The organism is Nonomuraea sp. NPDC049649, from assembly GCF_040675175.1.
In the GTDB taxonomy this organism is placed as follows: domain Bacteria; phylum Actinomycetota; class Actinomycetes; order Streptosporangiales; family Streptosporangiaceae; genus Nonomuraea.
This window is the reverse complement of record NZ_JBFAOH010000001.1, coordinates 77,623-94,509: the sequence shown is the minus strand read 5'-3', so window position 1 is coordinate 94,509 and position 16,887 is coordinate 77,623. Positions and strand designations below refer to the sequence as shown.

Genomic DNA, 16,887 nt, shown 5'->3' with positions numbered 1-16,887 from the left:
GAATCGCCGCCCACCTTGCCGGAGCCACCCGGTGACGACGGCCGCCCCAGGCGGCACCATGACGGGCATGACAGCAGTGGTACGGGCCGAAGGGCTGACCAAGTACTACGGCAGGCGCCGCGGCCTGGAGGACCTGGACCTGGAGATCCGCCCCGGCGAGATCTTCGGCTACCTCGGGCCGAACGGCGCCGGCAAGACCACCACCATCCGGCTCGTCCTGGACGTCATCCGGCCCACCCGGGGCCAGGTCCACGTCCTGGGCGCCCCCTCGCGCGATCCCTCCGTACGGGCGAGGATCGGCTACCTGCCGGGCGAGCTCGCCCTCGAAGGCCGGGAGAAGGCCGGCGACTACCCGCGCTTCCTCGGCAAGGCACGCGGCGGGGTGCCCCCCGGCCGGATCGAGGCGCTGGCCGAACGGCTCGACGCCGACCTCGGCGTGCCGATGGGCCGGCTCTCCAAGGGCAACCGGCAGAAGGTCGGGCTCATCCAGGCGTTCATGCACGAGCCCGAGCTCCTCATCCTGGACGAGCCCACCAGCGGCCTCGACCCGCTCATGCAGCAGGAGTTCCTGGCCATGGTGCGGGAGGTGCGCGCCTCGGGGCGGACCGTGCTCATGTCCTCGCACGTACTCGCCGAGGTGGAGGACGTCTCCGACCGGGTCGGCATCGTGCGGGCCGGACGGCTCGTCGCGGTGGAGGACGTGTCCGCGCTCCGCGAGAAGGCGGTGCGGCGGGTGGAGCTGCACTTCGACGCGCCCGTGCCGCCGGAGGCCTTCCACGGGCTGCCGGGCGTGCGGGACCTGCGGGTGGAGGGCGCGAGCGTGCGCGGCACCGTCGACGGCCGGCCGGACGCGCTCATCAAGGCCGCCGCCAAGTTCACCGTGGTGCACCTGGCCAGCGCGCCGCCCGACCTGGAGGAGATCTTCCTCACCTACTACAGCGACGAGGGGAGGCACGATGATCGCCAAGACGCTCCGTGAGTACCGGCGGGCTCTCATCGGCTGGACGGCCGGGATCGGCGCGTACATGGTGCTGTACGTCAGCGTGTACGCCAGCGTCAAGGAGAGTCCTGAAGTGTACGGGCCCGCCGCGCTGGCGAAGTTCCCCGAGGGCATGCGCGATCTGCTGGGCGGGCTGCAGGACTTCACCAGCGGCCCCGGCTACCTCCAGACGACCGTCTACCAGCTCTTCCTGCCCTTCCTGTTCCTGGCGTGCGCCATGATCGTCGCAAACCGGGCGCTCGCCCAGCCCGAGGAGGCCGGGACGCTGGAGCTGCTCGTCACGCTGCCGGTCAGCCGCGGGCGGCTCCTCCTGCGCCGGTACGCCGCCCTGGTGATCGGGCTGGCCGCGGTGGCCGCCGTCACGCTGCTGGTCACCTGGGCGATGGCCGAGGCCGTGGAGATGGAGGTGCCGTTCGGCCGGATCCTCGCCGCGCACACCGGAGTGCTGCTGCTCGGGCTGTTCTTCGGCACCGTCACCATGGCCGTCGGCGCCGCCACCGGCCGCAAGGGGCCCGGAATGGCCGTCACCGGGGTGTGGGCGGTGCTCGGCTACGTGGCCGTCACCGCCGGGCAGAGCGTGGACGCCCTCGCCTGGCTGAAGTGGCTGTCGCCGTTCCACTACTACGGCTCCGGGCAGCCGCTCTACAACGGGCTGCCGGTGGGCGACTACCTGGTGCTGGCCGGGGCCACCGCGGTGCTGGCGCTCACCGCGGTGCTCGCCTTCGACCGGCGCGACGTGGGGGTGTGATGCCGCCGCGGGTGCCCGCCGAACTGCTCGACGGGCACCTCCGCACGCTGCGGCAGGGCCGGTCCGAGCAGTTCGGGCTGCGCCTGGCCGAGTCGTATCTGGTGGCCGTCGCCCGCGGGCTGGGCGACGCCTCACCCGACCGCATAGAGCGCGACCTGACCGCCCGGTTCGGCCTGAAACGCGATGTGGTCAAGGCCGCCGACCTGCTGGTCTTCCCCGTACTGCTGCGCGACAGAAGCGCGATGGAGGACCTCGTGACCAGCGTGCTCAGCCCGCTGCTGGGCGCGCGCGGCGGGCACGAGCCGCTGCTGGAGACGCTGGAGGCGGTCTTCGCCGCGCAGGGCAACCAGACCGCCGCCGCGCGCCGGCTGGGCGTCAGCACCCGCGCGGTCACCTACCGGCTGCAGCGCGTCCACCGCCTCACCGGCTTCTCGCCGGACGACCCCACACAGACGACCCCACACAGCGGTTCACGCTGGAGACGGCGGTGCTCGGCGCCCGGCTGCTCGACTGGCCCCGGGACGAGCCGCGCCGGTCGATGCCGTTCGACGGCGGGGCCGAAATGGGTAAGCTTACGCGCCGTGAGCGGTGAAACCTCCCACATCGGGCGCTACAGGCTGGTGCGCGTGCTGGGCAGGGGTGGGATGGGGACGGTCCATCTGGCCGAGGACCCGTCCGGGCAGCAGGTCGCCATCAAGGTGATCAACCCGGATCTCACCCAGCACGAGCAGTTCCGCATGCGCTTCCGCAGGGAGGCCGACGCGGCGCGCCGGGTGCGGCGATTCTGCACCGCCGCCGTGCTGGAGGCCGCGCTCGACGGCGACCAGCTCTACGTGGTCACCGAGTACGTGCCGGGCCCGAACCTCGAAGAGGCGGTGCGGCAGTCCGGCCCGCTCCGCGGGTCCAGCCTCGACGCGCTGGCCGTGAGCGTGGCGACCGCGCTGACCGCCATCCACGGGGCGGGGGTGGTCCACCGCGACCTGAAGCCGTCCAACGTGCTGCTGTCGCCCGTCGGGCCGCGGGTGATCGACTTCGGGATCGCCCGGGCGCTCGACACCCTGGGCGGCGTCACCGGCACCGGCGAGCTGGTCGGCACGCCCCGCTACATGGCGCCGGAGGTGCTGCGCGGCGAGCCCGTCTCACCGGCCTGCGACGTGTTCTCGTGGGGCTGCCTGGTGGCCTACGCCGCGAGCGGGCGGGCGCCGTTCCCCGGCGAGACGCTGCCCTCGATCGTCTACCAGGTCCTCAACACCGAGCCGAGCCTCGACGAGGTCGAGCCGGGCCTGCGCGAGCTGGTCCGGGCCGCGCTGCACAAGAACCCCGCCATGCGCCCGACCGCGCAGCAGCTCCTCGACCACCTCGTGGGGCGGGCGGCCGGGCCGGAGCAGGTGGCGCAGACCGTCCAGGTGGCCTGGCAGCAGGCGACCACGCCGCTCGCCGCCGCCCCGTACCCTCCCCAGCCCCGCCCCGCCAGGGGGAAGCTCCTCGCGGGCCTCACCGCGGCGGGCGCGGTGGTGGTGGCGCTGGGCGTCACCGCGTGGGCGCTGATGCCCGGCGGGCCGCCCGAGATGGACGTCCTCCACCGGGAGGACTTCACCTCGACCTCCAGCGGCTGGAACGGCCGGTACAACGAGAACTCCGACGCCAGCGACGGCTACCGCAGCGACGGCACCTACGGGCTGGACGCGGGCCCGTACCGCGAGGAGCGGTGGGCGCAGGCGGCCATCCCGTTCCTGACCGAGACGCCGACGGCCAGCCCCGACCCGTCGGCCACGCCCAAGCCGATGCTCCCCGAGACCGTCGTGGTCGCGGTGACCGCCGAGGTCCGGGAGGTGTCGGGCTCCGGCGAGTACGGCGTCTACTGCCACGCGGCCGACGACGACTCCTACTACGAGTTCGGCCTCGACACCTCCGGCAACGCCCGCATCCGCCGCATCCAGGGCGGCGCGGGCGGCACCATGTCGCAGCCCGCCCAGCTCGGCGAGCTGAAGGGCAAGGTCCGCATCGAGGCCGCCTGCGAGCAGAACGGCAAGGCGGTCCGGCTCACCATGTGGGTCAACGGCTCCAAGGCCGTCTCGGCCGACGACCCGAACGGCATCGGCAACGGCTCGGTCGGCCTGTTCGCCCGCACCCCGAAGGACGACAAGTCGGTGCTCAAGATGACCTACGACGACTTCGAGCTCCGCGGCGTCCAGGACCAGCAGTAGGCCCCGGCTCAGAGGACGCCGGCGCGGGCGGCGGCCAGGGCGGCGTCGGCGGCGCGGTCGGCGTCCGCCTCCGTGACCGGCTCGTGGGTGACGAACAGGCGGTAGTAGATCGGGGCCACCGCCGCTCTGATCAGTTCGTGGGCGTCGACCGTGCCGGGCAGCTCGCCGCGGTCGACGGCGCGGCGCACCACCAGGGCCGACTGCTCGTGACGGGCCTGGAAGAAGCCGTGCAGGGCGGCGGCCGCGTCCGGGCTCTGCATGGCCGCCGCCACGAACGCCGACGACACCGGCCCCTCCTCCGGATCGGCGAACCCGCTCTGCACGAGCCGGGCCACCCCGCGCAGGTCGCCCTCGACGGTGCCGGTGTCGGGGATGGGCCAGGGCTCCTCGCGGGCCAGCTCCAGCGCGTCGGAGATCAGCCCTTCGACGCTTCCCCACCGCCGGTAGACGGTGGTCTTGTGGACCCCGGACCGCTCGGCGACGTTCTCCACGGTCAGCCCGCCGTACCCCTTCTCGGCCAGCTCGGCGAGGGTCGCCTGGCGTACCGCGTCGCGGACGCGGGCGCTGCGCCCGCCGGGCCGCTTGATCGGCTCCACTGATCACTCCTAAAGCTATTTCAGTTGCGTTAGCTTCCGCCTCTGTGTCATGCTAATGCAACAAGAGTTGCGATTGGAGTGCTGTCCTGACCATTCTGCGAGGAGTCTCGAAGTCCTACGGCCCGCACCGGGTGCTGGACGGCGTGTCCCTGACCGTGCGGCCCGGCGAACGGCTCGGCGTCGTGGGCGACAACGGCTGCGGCAAATCCACCCTGCTCCGGCTGCTGGCCGGCGTCGAACAGCCGGACGACGGCGAGGCCGTGCCGCCCGCCCGCGGCGGCTACCTGAGCCAGACGCTCGACCTGCCGCCCGGCCACACCGTCCAGCAGGCCATCGACGCGGCGCTGGCCGGCCTGCGGGCGATCGAACGGCGGATGCGCGAGCTGGAGACCGCGCTCGACGCCTCGACCATGGAGGAGTACGGTGACCTGCTCACGGAGTTCGAGGCCAGGGGCGGCTACGAAGCCGACGCCCGGGTCGACAAATCCCTGCACGGCCTGGGGCTGAGCCACCTCGGGCGCGACCGCGTACTCGAAAGCCTGTCCGGCGGCGAACAGGCCCGGCTCGGCCTCGCCTGCCTGCTGGCGGCCTCACCCGAGACGCTGCTGCTCGACGAGCCGACCAACCACCTCGACGAGTCCGCCCTGACCTGGCTGGAAGACCGGCTGCGCGGCCACCGCGGCAGCGTCGTCGTGGTCTCGCACGACCGTGTCTTCCTCGACCGGGTCGTCACGTCGGTGGTGGAGGTCGAGGCGGGCGGCGTGACCCGGTTCGGCGGCGGCTACTCCGGGTTCCTGGCGGAGAAGGCGGCGGCCCGGGCCCGGCAGGAGCAGGCCCACGCCGCCTGGCGCGAGGAGGTACGGCAGGTACGCGAGCACGCCGCCACCACCGCGCACCGGGTCGCCGCCGGGCGGGCCATGCGCGACAACAACAAGATGGCCTACGACCGCAACGCCGGACGGGTGCAGAGCTCGGTCGCCTCCCGGGTCCGCAACGCCCGCGAACGCCTCCGCCGCCTGGAAGCCGACCCGGTGCCCCCGCCCCCGGCCCCGCTCCGCTTCCACGGCACCTTCACCGCCACCGGCCGCCAGGGTGTGCTGGTGGAACTCGCCATCGAGCAGGCTCCACGGGAGTCCGTGCGGGTGGCGGGTCGTCCGGCCGGGGAGGTGGCTGCCCCCGAGTGCGTGGACGGCCGGACTTCCCAGGAGCCCGCTGCTTCTGGGCACAACGGCCGTACTTCGCGGTCGTCCGTCACTTCGGTTCGTGACGCGGACGGCTGTGCGGCCGCTTCCGGGCTGGTGGTGCGGGCCGGGGATCGGGTGCTGGTGACGGGGGCCAACGGGGCCGGGAAGTCGACGTTGCTGCGGGCCGTCGCCGAGCGGGCCAGGTGCCGGGTGGGTTATCTGCCGCAGGAGGTTGCGTACGAGGCGAACCAGTACGTGCTGGACGCCTATCCGCATGGGCCGCGGCATGAGCGGCGGGCGGCGTTGCTGGGCACCGGGCTGTTCCGAGCGGAGACGCTGGACCAGCGGGTCGGCGAGCTGTCGGCCGGGCAGCGGCGCAGGCTCGCGCTGGCCGCGCTGATGGCCGGGGAGCACGACCTGCTGGTGCTGGACGAACCGACCAACCATCTGTCGCCCGCCCTGGTGGAGGAGCTGGAGGAGGCTCTCGACCGCTTTCCCGGGGCGCTGGTGATCGCCACACACGACCGGGCGCTGCGGGACCGCTTCCGCGGGACGGTACTGGAACTCACGGGAGGACCCGCATGTTGATCAAGATTACGCAGGGCGCCCCGTACGGGGTGGCGACCGGGGCCGACGGCGCGCTCTGGTTCACGCTGACGGAGCCGGGCGCGATCGGCCGGCTGGTCCCCGGCGAGGAGCCCGTGGTGCACCGGCTGGACCCGGCGGACGGCGGCCCGACCGTGATCGCACCGGGGCCTGACGGGGCGATGTGGTTCACCGAGTTCCGGGGGAACCGGGTCGGGCGGATCACGCCGGACTCCGAGGTGACCTCGTACGAAGCGGATTCCCCGTACGGGATCGTGGCCGGTCCCGATGGCGCGATGTGGTACGCGAGCATGCGCTCGGACCGGATCGGCCGGATCGCCGCCGACGGGCGGCGGGCGGAGTTCACGCTGCCGGTCGTCGGCGGGATGCCGTCGGGGATCGCGGCCGGGGACGACGGCGCGCTCTGGTTCACGCTCAACCAGGCCGGGACCGTCGGCAGGATCACCGTGGACGGCGAGACGACCCTCCACCCGCTGCCCACCGAGGGGGCGGCGCCGGTGCACATCACGGCGGGGCCGGACGGCGCGCTCTGGTTCGCGGAGATCGGCGCGGGCCAGATCGGCCGTGTCACCCCGGAGGGGAAGATCACCGAGTACCCGCTGCCGGACCGCGCCTGCCGCCCCCACGCGATCATCACCGGCCCGGACGGGGCGCTCTGGTACACCGCGTGGGCGACCTCCCGGCTCGGCCGCATCACCACCGGCGGCGCGATCCGGGAGCTCGACCTGCCCGGCGCGGAGCCGCACGGCCTCACCACCGGCCCCGACGGCGCCATCTGGGTGGCCCTGGAATCCGGCGCCCTCGCCCGGGTGACCCCCTGACATCACCTCGGCCGGAGTCCGGCGCGATTCCCGTACTGACACACGGGAACCACCCACCGCCGGGCCCCTCCGTCGCGTGGCGGGCGGGGCGTAGTTGACTAGGGGTATGCGTGCGATAGTGCTGGCCGCCCAGGGCGGTCCCGAAGTGCTCGAATACACCGAGCGGCCGGATCCGGAGCCGGGCGAGGGCGAGGTGGTGGTCGACGTCGCGGCGAGCGGGGTCAACTTCCTCGACATCTACCACCGTTCCGGCGTCTACCCGCTGGAGCTGCCCGCCACGATCGGGTCCGAGGGCGCGGGCGTGGTGTCGGCGATCGGCCCCGGCGTCGAGGACCTCGTGGTGGGCGAGACGGTTGCGTGGGCGATGTCGCTCGGCAGCTACGCCGAGAAGGCGGTCGTGCCCGCGCGCCTGGTGGTGCCGGTGCCGGAGGAGGTGGCGCCCGACCTGGCCGCCGCGGCGATGCTGCAGGGCATGACCGCCCACTACCTCACCCACTCGACGAACCGGGTGCAGGAGGGCGACGTGGTGCTGGTGCACGCCGCGGCGGGCGGGATGGGGCAGCTGCTCGTCCAGGTGTGCAAGATGCTCGGCGCGACCGTGTACGGGACGGCGTCCACCCCGGCGAAGGAGAAGCTGGCCAGGGAGGCGGGCGCCGACGAGGTGCTGTCCTACGAGAACTTCGCCGAGGCGCTGCGCGGCAAGGTGGACGTGGTCTACGACGGCGTGGGCGCCGCCACATTCGACGGCGGGCTGGAGTCGCTGCGCCGGCGCGGGCTGATGGCGCTGTACGGGGCGGCCAGCGGCCCGGTGCCGCCGGTGGACCCGATGCGGCTGAACCGGGCCGGGTCGCTCTACCTCACCAGGCCGACCCTGGCCGACTACGTGGCCGAGCGCGACGAGCTGCTGTGGCGGGCGGCCGACCTGTTCGGCTGGATCCGCTCGGGCAAGCTGCGCGTGAACGTGTCGCAGCGTTACCCGCTGGCGGAGGCGCGCCGGGCGCACGAGGACCTGGCCGCCCGGCGGACCACCGGCAAGCTGCTGCTGATCCCGTAGCCGCGCATGGACCTGACCACCTCGGTCGTGTCGTTCGCCGCCGTCGTCGCGCTGCTGACGATCACGCCGGGGCTGGACACCGCGCTCATCCTCCGCACCTCGCTGCTCTCGGGCAGGCGGCCCGCGTGGGGGGTGGCGCTCGGGATCCAGCTCGGGCTGCTCGTCTGGGGCGTGGTGACGGCCGCCGGGCTGGCCACGCTGCTGGCCGCCGCGCCGCTCGCCTACGACGTCCTCCGTTACGCCGGGGCCGCCTACCTGGTGTGGCTGGGGCTGCGCATGCTGCTGGCGAGCAGGCGGGAGCACGCGGACACGCCGGACACGCGGGAGGTCCGCTTCCGCACCGGTTTCCGGCGCGGGCTGGTGACGAACCTGCTCAACCCGAAGGTGGGCGCCTTCTACGTGGCGATGCTGCCGCAGTTCATCCCGCCGGACGCGCCGGCCGCCGCGGTGGGACTGCTGCTGGCGGCCGTGCACGCGGCCGAGGGGCTGGTGTGGAGCACGGGCCTGATCGCGTTCGCCGCCGCGATGAGCGGCCTGCTGCGCCATCCGTCCGTGCGCCGCCTGCTCGACCGCGTGACGGGCGTGGTGATCGTCGGTTTCGGTGTACGGCTCGCGGTCGACTAACGGGCGGCCACCAGGACGGGACGCTCCACGAGCCGGACGTCGACGCGGGTGCCGGGCGCGAGCCGGGCCGCCTCGTGGCCGGGCACGTCGGCCAGGATCTCCTGCCCGTCCAGCAGCAGCCGCAGGCGGACGGAGGAGCCCCGGAACGACGCCGCCACCACCTCACCCGAGCCTGAGCCGGGATCGGCGCCGGGGGAGAGGCTGACCTGGACGGCTTCGGGACGGACGAGGACGTCCACCTCGGGCCCGGAGGGGGCCGGGCCGTCGACGGGCAGCGCCTGGCCGAGGACAGTCACCTTGCCGTCACCGGCGAGCCGGCCGGGCAGGTGGTTCATGGTGCCGACGAACTCGGCCACGAAAGGAGTGGCGGGCCGGTCGTACACCTCGGCCGGCGGGCCCGCCTGCTCCAGGCGGCCGTCGCGGAGCACCGCCACCTGGTCGGCGATCGACAGCGCCTCCTCCTGGTCGTGCGTGACGAAGATCGTGGTGATGCCGAGGTCGAGCTGGAGGCGGCGGATCTCCTCACGGAGCGCGACCCGTACCTTGGCGTCCAGCGCCGACAGCGGCTCGTCGAGCAGCAGCACGCGCGGCTCCAGGGCGAGCGCGCGGGCCAGCGCGACCCGCTGCTGCTGGCCGCCGGAGAGCTGGTGCGGGTAGCGGCCGGCGAGGCCGGGCAGGCCGACCAGCTCCAGCAGCTCGTCCGCCCGGGCCCGCCGGACTGCGGCCGGCACCTTGCGCACGCGCGGGCCGAAGGCGACGTTGTCGCGGGCGTTCAGGTTGGGGAAGAGCGAGTACGACTGGAACACCATGCCGGCGTCGCGCTTGTTCGCGGGCACATCGGTGACGTCCTCGCCGTCGATCAGCACGGCCCCCGAGTCGGGGCGCTCGAACCCGGCCACGCAGCGCAGCGCCGTCGTCTTGCCGCAGCCGGACGGGCCGAGCAGGGCGACGAGCCGGCCGGGCTCGATGGTGAGGTCGAGGCCGTCGAGCGCCACCGTCCTGCCGAAGACCCGCCGCAGGGCGCGGAACTCCACCTTGGACGTCACTTCTTCTCCCTTCCGAAGGCGGTGGAGACCGCGAGCAGCAGCAGCCAGACGAGCAGCAGGCTGAGGATCGAGACCGCGACCGACAGCTGCCCGCGCGAGCCGGAGACGGTCACGATCCACACCGCGAACGGCTGGTAGCCGAGCAGCCTGGACACGGTGTACTCGCCGAACACCAGGGCGAGCGTGAGGAAAGACGCGCTGGCCAGCGCCGAGCGCAGGTTGGGGACGACGACCCGGAGCAGCACCTGCGGCCAGGACGCGCCGAGGTTGCGCCCGGCCTCCACCAGCGTCCGCACGTCCATGGTGCGCAGCCCCGCGTCGAGCGAACGGTAGACGAACGGCAGCACGAGGACCACGTACGCGAGCACGAGCACGACGGGGAAGCCCGGGTCCTGGATGGCGATGAGCGTGGCCCAGAACGGGGTGGGCGCGAGCACGTCGGCCCCGACCCGCAGCGAGGTGCTCAGCCCGGCGACGAACGTGATCGGCGGCACCACGAGCGGGAGCGTGCAGAGCACCTCCATCAGGGGCCGCAGCCCGGGCGCGAACAGCCGGACGGCCAGCATCGCGGGCAGCGTCAGCAGCAGCACCAGCGCGATGGTGGCCAGCGCGAGCGCCAGTGACAGCGCCAGGCTGGAGATGAAGCCCTCCGCCGTCAGCAGTTCGGCGTACGGGGCGAAGGACACGCCCGTCGTGGGCGTATGAATCGTGTACCAGAGCGACGCCCCGAGCGGCACCAGGAAGTAGAGCCCGGCCAGCGCGAACACGACGGCACGCCAGGCGCGCGACCGCCCCGGCCGGGCGGGGCCGGGAGACAGCGGCCGCTCCAGGCCGGTCACCGCAGCCATCGGGTGCTCCTCCTCTGCAGCGGCAGGTAGACGGCCATGACCAGGCCGGCGATGACGATCATGTCGAGGCTGAGCGCGAGCGCCACGTTCTCCTGGCCCACCAGCACGTCGCTGGTGAGCGCGTTCGCGATCTTCAGGGTGACCAGCGGGACGACCGTGCCCGCGCCCATCGCCGCCGCCGTGGCGTAGGCGGCGAAGGCCGCGCCGAACAGCAGCACCACCCCGCCGAGCAGGGCGGGCGTCAGCACCGGCAGGCCGACGTGGCGCCAGTAGTGCCAGGCGGTGGCGCCGCTGTTCGCCGCCGCCTCCCGCCACTGCGGCCGGAGCCCGTCCAGGGCCGGCGCCATCACCAGCACCATCAGCGGCACGCTGAAGTACAGGTAGACGATCACCAGGCCCCAGAACGAGTACAGCGACCCCGACGGCAGCCCCAGCAGCCCGCTCACCACGCCGGAGTTGCCCAGCGTGGCCACCCAGAAGAAGGCCAGCGGCACTCCGCCGAAGTTGGCCAGCACGCCGGAGGCGGTCAGCACCGCGCCGCGCAGCGCGGCCGAGCGGGAGGTGACGACCGCGTACGCGAGGAACGTGCCGAGCACGGCCCCCGACAGCGCCACCACGGCCGAGACCTGGACGCTGCCGATCATGGCGGTCAGGTTGCCGCCCTCCAGGCTCTGCCTCAGGTTGGCCAGCGTCGGTTCGCCGCGCGAGGTGAACGCCCCCGCCAGCAGCGCGGCCAGCGGGATGCCGAACACGAACGCGTAGAAGACGAGCAGGGGCAGCGCGCCCAGCCACCCCGCGGGCCGCCTCATCCGGAGATCGCGGCGTCCCAGCCGCTCACCAGCTTCTCCTTGGCCGCGTCGACCTGCTCCGTGGTCGGGAAGGCCGGTTCGCCCTCGACCTCGGGCAGCGCCGCGGCGGCCGTCTCGTCGATGGTGCCGTCCTCCTGCATCACGGGCATGAGTACGGGCCGGGCGAAGCCCTTCAGGTAGAGGTTCTGGCCCTCGGGGCTGTAGAGGAACTCCATCCAGAGGCGGGCCGCCGCCGGGTGCGGGGCGTCCTTGTTGATGGCCTGCGCGTACATCTGGAAGTACTTGCCGTCGGTCGGCACGTTGACCTGCCAGTCGAGGCCCTTGGGGGCCAGCTGCGGGGCGTAGGCGGCGTTGTTGTAGTCCCAGTCGATGCTGATCGGGGTCTCGCCCTTCTCGATCGTGGCCGGGGTGGTCTCGACGGGGTTGAAGTTGCCGACGTCCTTCAGCTTCTTGAAGAAGTCGATGCCGGGCTGGATGTCGTCGAAGGAGCCGCCCTCGGCGATCGCGGCGGCGTACACGCCGGCGAAGGCCGCGCCCGCCTTGGTCGGGTTGCCGTTGAGCGCGACCTTGCCCTTGTACCCGGGCCTGAGCAGGTCGGCGAAGCTCGTCGGGCAGGGGTTGATCTTGTTGGCGTCGCAGCCGATGGAGATGTAGCCGCCGTAGTCGTTCACCCAGAGCCCGGTCGGCTCCTTCTGCCCCTCGGGGATCTTGTCGAAGGCCTGGACCTTGTACGGGGCGAACAGGCCCTCGGCGGCGCCGCTGAGCGCGAACGACTGGCCCAGGTCGAGCACGTCGGGGGCGCGGTCCTGGCCCTTGCGGGTCTTGACGGCGTTGATCTCGTCGGCGCTGGACGCGTCCGGGTCCTCGCTCTCGATCGTGATGCCGTACGTGCTCTCGAAGGTCTTGATGATCTCGCCGTAGTTCGCCCAGTCGGGCGGGAGGGCGATGACGTGCAGTCTGCCCTCCTTCTTGGCCGCCTCGACGAGCGCGTCGAAGCCGCCGAAGTCGGCGGCCGAGGTGGCGGTGCGCGCGTCGACCCCGCCTTCGGCCGTGGTTCCCTGGGTTCCTGGTGCGGCGCCGCAGGCCGCGGTGATCACTGTCAGGGCCGCGATGGCGCCTGCCGTACGAGCGCGAGGTGTGAACACGTCGCCTCCACTCCGGGGATGTGCGAGGAATGTAGGTGCGCTTGGACAACCAAGCGGGCACCAGTTAGTCCCATCTCCGTTGCTCTTTCGTGAACGGGATCGGTCGGGGACGGCTGCTCGCTGTGAACGGATCGGCGGCGTGCGACGGCAGGGCCGACTTGCGCTTCAGCGCGTTTGAACATATGTTCGAGTCGTAGCGCCCGCCTTCCCCCGGGTGGCTCATGCATAGGTACGAGAGCCGCGGGGAGAATCGTCTTGAGCAGACTCTATGGCGATCCGGTAGAGGTGTGGACCCGAGACGGGGAGCCGTCCCAGTTCGTCTGGCGTGACCGGCTCTACCTCGTCCGCAGGGTGCTCGACCACTGGGTGGTGGCGCGCGAATGGTGGAAGATCAGCGAGAGCGACCCCGGAGAGCGCCGGTTCTGGAGGGTGGAGGCCACTCCCGGCCGGGAGACCGGCACGTACGAGCTGAGGTACGACACCGCCAGCGGGGGCTGGCTGCTCCTGAGGGCGTGGGACTGATGGGTGCCCCGTTCCCGCACCTTCACGTGAGCTCCGCCTACTCGATGCGTTACGGGACCGCGTTCCCGGAGCAGCTGGCCGAGCGGGCCTTCGAGCACGGGATGGACATCCTGGCGCTGACCGACCGTGACGGGCTGTACGGGGCGGTCAAGCACGCGCGGGCGTGCGCCGACGCCGGGATCTCCCCGGTGTACGGAGTCGACCTGGCACTCGCCGACCCCGCGCTGGACCAGCATCCGCTGCCCGGCTACGGCGAGCCGCCCGGTGCCGGACGTGGCGCCCGGAGGGCCGCGGCCCGGCCGCGGACCGGGCCCGGCGCGCAGGACAGGGTGACCGTGCTGGCCCGGTCGCGCGGCTGGTCCCGGCTGGCGCGGCTGGTCACGGCCGCCCACTACACCGGCGAGCGCGGCGACCCCCGCCTCACCCGCGAACTGGCCGCCGAGTGGGACGCCGGCGGCGACGGCGGGCTGGTGGTGCTGCTCGGCCCCCGCTCCGACGTCGGCCGCGCGGTCGCCGAACGGCGCGACGACCACGCCCGGACGCTGCTCGGCCGGTGGCGCGACGCGCTGCCCGGCGTGGCGATCGAGCTGGTCGACCAGTACGGCTTCCACGACGCCGCCACGGCGCTGCGGATGCTCGCGCTGGCCGAGTCGATGGGCGTGCCCGCCGTGCTCACCAACGCCGTCCGCTACCTCGACCCGGCCGACCACCAGATCGGCGACGTGCTCGACGCGGCCCGCCAGCTCGTCCCGCTGCACCCGCGCCACCTGGAACGCACCACCTCCCACGCCTACCTCAAGAGCGGCAAGGAGATGGCCCAGGTCGCCGCCAAGATCTGCGGCCACGACGAGAGCCGGATCGCCCGCCTGCTGCGCACCACCCGGCGGCTCGCCGAGGCGTGCGCCGCCGACCCGCTGGAGCTGCTCGCGCTCCGCCAGAGCCCGCCCGGCCTCCACCTGCCGGAGATAGACGAGGACCCGGTGCCGCTGCTGCGCGGCCGCGTCGAGGACGGGCTGGCCCGGCGCGGCCTGCACCGCTCCCGCGAGGCCAGGGAACGGGCGGCGGACGAGCTCGCCATCATCGAGCGCAAACGGCTGTCGGGCTACTTCATCGTGGTGGCCGGCATCACCGACATGATCCGCGAGATGGGGGTGCGCTGCGCCATTCGCGGCTCCGGCGCGGGCAGCCTGGTCAACTACCTCATCGGCGTCGGCGAGGTGAACCCGCTCGACCACGGCCTGCTCATGGAGCGGTTCCTGTCGGAGGGGCGCGTCGGACTGCCCGACATCGACGTGGACGTGGAGTCCGCGCGCCGGCTCGACTGCTACAAGGCGATCTTCGACCGGTACGGCGAGTCGCGGGTGGCCTGCGTGTCCATGATGGAGACCTACCGGGCGCGCAGCGCCATCCGCGACGTGGCGGGCGCGATGGGGCTGCCGCCGCACGAGATCGACGCCATCGCCAAGGCGTTCCCGCACATCCGGGCCAGGCAGATCACCGCGTCCCTGCACGACCTGCCCGAGCTGCGCGAGAGCCGGCTCGGCGAGGCCGGGCTGGAGCGGGTGTTCCGGCTGGCGGAGAAGCTCGACGGGCTGCCCCGGCACATCGCGCTCCACCCGTGCGGGGTGCTCGTCGGCAACGCCGGGCTGCGCGACCGCACCCCGGTCGAGCGCAGCCTGCTGGAGTTCCCCATGTCGCAGTTCGACAAGGAGGACGTGGAGGAGGCCGGGCTGCTCAAACTGGATGTGCTCGGGGTCCGGATGCAGTCCGCTCTCGCGTACGCCCTCGGCGAGATCAAGCGGGTCGACGGCGTCGAGGTCGACCTCGACGCCCAGCGCGGCGACGACCCCGGCGTCCAGTACGTCCCGCACGACGACCAGGAGACCTACGACATGATCGGCGCCGGGCGGACGCTCGGCTGCTTCCAGATCGAGTCGCCCGGCCAGCGCGAACTGGTCTCCAAACTGGAGCCGCGCACGATACACGACCTGATCGTGGACATCTCGCTGTTCCGGCCGGGGCCGGTCAACTCCGACATGGTGACCCCGTACCTGGAGGCCAGGCACGGCTGGCGGCAGCCGTCCTACCCGCACGAGCGGCTGCGCGAGGCGCTCAAGGAGACGCACGGCGTGATCGTCTTCCACGAGCAGGTGCTGAAGGTCATCCAGGTGATGACCGGCCGCGACCTGTCGTTCGCCGAGATGCTCCGCCGCAGCCTCGGCACGCCCGAGGGACGGGAGAAGGTGCGCGGCCACTTCGTGCCGCTCGCCAAGGCCAACGGGTTCTCCGACGAGGAGGTGGAACGGGCCTGGAAGGTGCTGGACGCGTTCGGCGGGTTCGGGTTCTGCAAGGCGCACGCGGCGGCGTTCGCGCTGCCCACCTACCAGTCTGCCTGGCTCAAACGGCACCACGCGGCGGCGTTCTTCGCCGGAGTGCTCACCCACGAACCCGGCATGTACCCGTCACGGGTGATCATCGATGAGGCGCGGCAGTGCGGCGTGCGGATCCTCCCGCTCGACGTCAACAGGTCGGCCAGGCACTGGCGGGTGGAACGGCTCGGAGTCCGCGTCGACCCGGCCCGGCTGGAAGGCGCCGACCGGCCCCGGCGCGGCGAGTTCAAGGCCAGTGAGATCGGCGCGGGCTACGCGCTGCGGGTGCCGTTCTCGGCCGTCAAGGGAGTGAGCGAGGCCGAGGTGGAGCGCATGGTGGCGGGCCAGCCGTACACCTCGCTCGCCGACTTCTGGGACCGGGCCCGCCCCTCCCGCCCCACGCTGGAGCGGATCGTGCAGGTCGGCGGGCTGGACGCGCTGCACGGGCTGCGGCCCGGCCACGGCGAGCGCTGGCGGCCCGGCGAACTGACCAGGCGCGACCTCATCGCCCAGGTCGGCGCGCTGGAGCGCGCCTCGTCGAGCGGCGTGCGGGCCGGGCCGCGCCGCAGCAGACGGTACGCACCCGCACCGCCCCCCGAGACCAGCCACCAGGCCGCGGTGCAACTGCCCCTCGGCTTCACCGAACACGTCACCCCCGGCGAACTGCCCGAGATGACCGAGACGGAGATGGTCGAGGCCGAGCTGGAGATCCTCGGCATGGACATCAGCCGCCACGTCATCAGCTTCCACGACGAACTGCTGGACGCGCTCGGCGTGATCCGCGCCAAGGACCTGCTGCGCCCCCGCAACGGCGCCGAAGTGCTGGTGGCCGGGGTCAAGGTGGCCACCCAGACGCCCGCCATCCGCTCCGGCCAGCGCATCATCTTCGCCACCCTGGACGACTCGACCGGGCCGGTGGACCTGACCTTCTTCGAGTCCGTGCAGGGACGCTGCGCGGCCACCGTCTTCGGGTCGTGGCTGCTGCTGGCGCGCGGCGTGGTCCGCCGCACCGGCGCCCGCGCGGTCTCGATACGCGCCCTCGACTGCTGGAACCTGGCCGACCTCGACGCGCTCTGGCGCACCCGCGGCCTCGACGCCGTCCGCGCCGCCCTCGCCCGTCCCTCTGCGGACCGGGGGCCGGTGGGCGGGCGCGCCATCGAGTACGCCAACGGCTTCCGGCTGTCGCCCTACGCCGACATCGGCCCGGCGATCACCACCCCGCCCCGCCTCCTCTGGCACGCCAGCCCCGGCAGCTCCGGCCCCACCGCCGCGTGACAGACCGCGCACCCGCCCCTGCACGGGTGCTTC

The 16,887-nt window shown here is 73.0% G+C and carries 14 protein-coding genes; 9 read left to right on the top strand and 5 right to left on the bottom strand.

The window, feature by feature from the left end; all coding sequences use genetic code 11:
* The first annotated feature begins 67 nt into the window (after nucleotides 1-67).
* Genes AB0J42_RS00455 through AB0J42_RS00445 form a run of 3 tightly spaced genes read left to right on the top strand, consistent with a single transcriptional unit; the run spans nucleotide 68 to nucleotide 3,955 of the window.
* Entirely contained in the window at nucleotides 68-979 is a 912-nt protein-coding gene (locus AB0J42_RS00455) for an ABC transporter ATP-binding protein (protein ID WP_364286598.1), read from the top strand.
* On the top strand, nucleotides 957-1,748 hold the full coding sequence (locus tag AB0J42_RS00450) for an ABC transporter permease subunit (RefSeq protein WP_364286596.1): 792 nt from the start codon (nucleotides 957-959) through the stop codon (nucleotides 1,746-1,748). The genes AB0J42_RS00455 and AB0J42_RS00450 overlap by 23 nt, the downstream gene beginning before the upstream one ends.
* The gene (locus AB0J42_RS00445) at nucleotides 1,748-3,955 is read left to right on the top strand and encodes a protein kinase (RefSeq protein ID WP_364286593.1); all 2,208 of its coding nucleotides are present in this window, start codon (nucleotides 1,748-1,750) and stop codon (nucleotides 3,953-3,955) included. Before AB0J42_RS00450 ends, AB0J42_RS00445 begins: the two co-directional genes overlap by 1 nt.
* A gap of 8 nt (nucleotides 3,956-3,963) precedes the next feature.
* Here AB0J42_RS00445 and AB0J42_RS00440 read toward each other — a convergent pair whose 3' ends face one another.
* Nucleotides 3,964-4,551, bottom strand: coding sequence for a TetR/AcrR family transcriptional regulator (locus AB0J42_RS00440; RefSeq protein ID WP_364286590.1), 588 nt, complete (start codon nucleotides 4,549-4,551; stop codon nucleotides 3,964-3,966).
* Between the two features lie 143 nt (nucleotides 4,552-4,694).
* Here AB0J42_RS00440 and AB0J42_RS00435 point away from each other — a divergent pair, with 143 nt between their 5' ends.
* The 4 genes from AB0J42_RS00435 to AB0J42_RS00420 all read left to right on the top strand — a co-directional run bounded on the left by AB0J42_RS00435 (nucleotide 4,695) and on the right by AB0J42_RS00420 (nucleotide 8,840).
* Nucleotides 4,695-6,323: an ABC-F family ATP-binding cassette domain-containing protein gene (locus AB0J42_RS00435; RefSeq protein ID WP_364286587.1), complete on the top strand. Its 1,629-nt coding sequence runs from the start codon at nucleotides 4,695-4,697 to the stop codon at nucleotides 6,321-6,323.
* Entirely contained in the window at nucleotides 6,317-7,162 is an 846-nt protein-coding gene (locus AB0J42_RS00430) for a virginiamycin B lyase (RefSeq protein ID WP_364286584.1), read from the top strand. Before AB0J42_RS00435 ends, AB0J42_RS00430 begins: the two co-directional genes overlap by 7 nt.
* 106 nt (nucleotides 7,163-7,268) lie before the next feature.
* Nucleotides 7,269-8,216 carry a quinone oxidoreductase gene (locus tag AB0J42_RS00425; protein ID WP_364286581.1) on the top strand — a complete coding sequence of 316 codons (948 nt, stop codon included), beginning with the start codon at nucleotides 7,269-7,271 and terminating at the stop codon, nucleotides 8,214-8,216.
* A gap of 6 nt (nucleotides 8,217-8,222) precedes the next feature.
* Nucleotides 8,223-8,840, top strand: coding sequence for a LysE family translocator (locus AB0J42_RS00420; RefSeq protein WP_364286578.1), 618 nt, complete (start codon nucleotides 8,223-8,225; stop codon nucleotides 8,838-8,840).
* On the opposite strand, the gene AB0J42_RS00415 is transcribed toward AB0J42_RS00420, so the two are convergent.
* From AB0J42_RS00415 to AB0J42_RS00400, 4 genes are read right to left on the bottom strand one after another with little or no spacing between them, the layout of a single operon-like run.
* Nucleotides 8,837-9,886, bottom strand: coding sequence for an ABC transporter ATP-binding protein (locus AB0J42_RS00415; protein ID WP_364286575.1), 1,050 nt, complete (start codon nucleotides 9,884-9,886; stop codon nucleotides 8,837-8,839). The two genes, AB0J42_RS00420 and AB0J42_RS00415, sit on opposite strands and share 4 nt — an antisense overlap.
* A complete protein-coding gene (locus tag AB0J42_RS00410) occupies nucleotides 9,883-10,734 on the bottom strand; it encodes an ABC transporter permease subunit (RefSeq protein ID WP_364286572.1) in 852 nt (283 codons plus the stop codon). Before AB0J42_RS00410 ends, AB0J42_RS00415 begins: the two co-directional genes overlap by 4 nt.
* Nucleotides 10,722-11,543 carry an ABC transporter permease subunit gene (locus AB0J42_RS00405; protein WP_364286569.1) on the bottom strand — a complete coding sequence of 274 codons (822 nt, stop codon included), beginning with the start codon at nucleotides 11,541-11,543 and terminating at the stop codon, nucleotides 10,722-10,724. The genes AB0J42_RS00410 and AB0J42_RS00405 overlap by 13 nt, the downstream gene beginning before the upstream one ends.
* On the bottom strand, nucleotides 11,540-12,688 hold the full coding sequence (locus tag AB0J42_RS00400; RefSeq protein WP_364286567.1) for an extracellular solute-binding protein: 1,149 nt from the start codon (nucleotides 12,686-12,688) through the stop codon (nucleotides 11,540-11,542). Before AB0J42_RS00400 ends, AB0J42_RS00405 begins: the two co-directional genes overlap by 4 nt.
* A gap of 255 nt (nucleotides 12,689-12,943) precedes the next feature.
* Between AB0J42_RS00400 and AB0J42_RS00395 the strand changes: the two genes are divergently transcribed.
* On the top strand, nucleotides 12,944-13,210 hold the full coding sequence (locus tag AB0J42_RS00395; RefSeq protein WP_364286565.1) for a DUF6504 family protein: 267 nt from the start codon (nucleotides 12,944-12,946) through the stop codon (nucleotides 13,208-13,210).
* Nucleotides 13,210-16,854, top strand: coding sequence for a DNA polymerase III subunit alpha (locus tag AB0J42_RS00390; RefSeq protein ID WP_364286563.1), 3,645 nt, complete (start codon nucleotides 13,210-13,212; stop codon nucleotides 16,852-16,854). Before AB0J42_RS00395 ends, AB0J42_RS00390 begins: the two co-directional genes overlap by 1 nt.
* The last annotated feature ends 33 nt before the right edge of the window (nucleotides 16,855-16,887 follow it).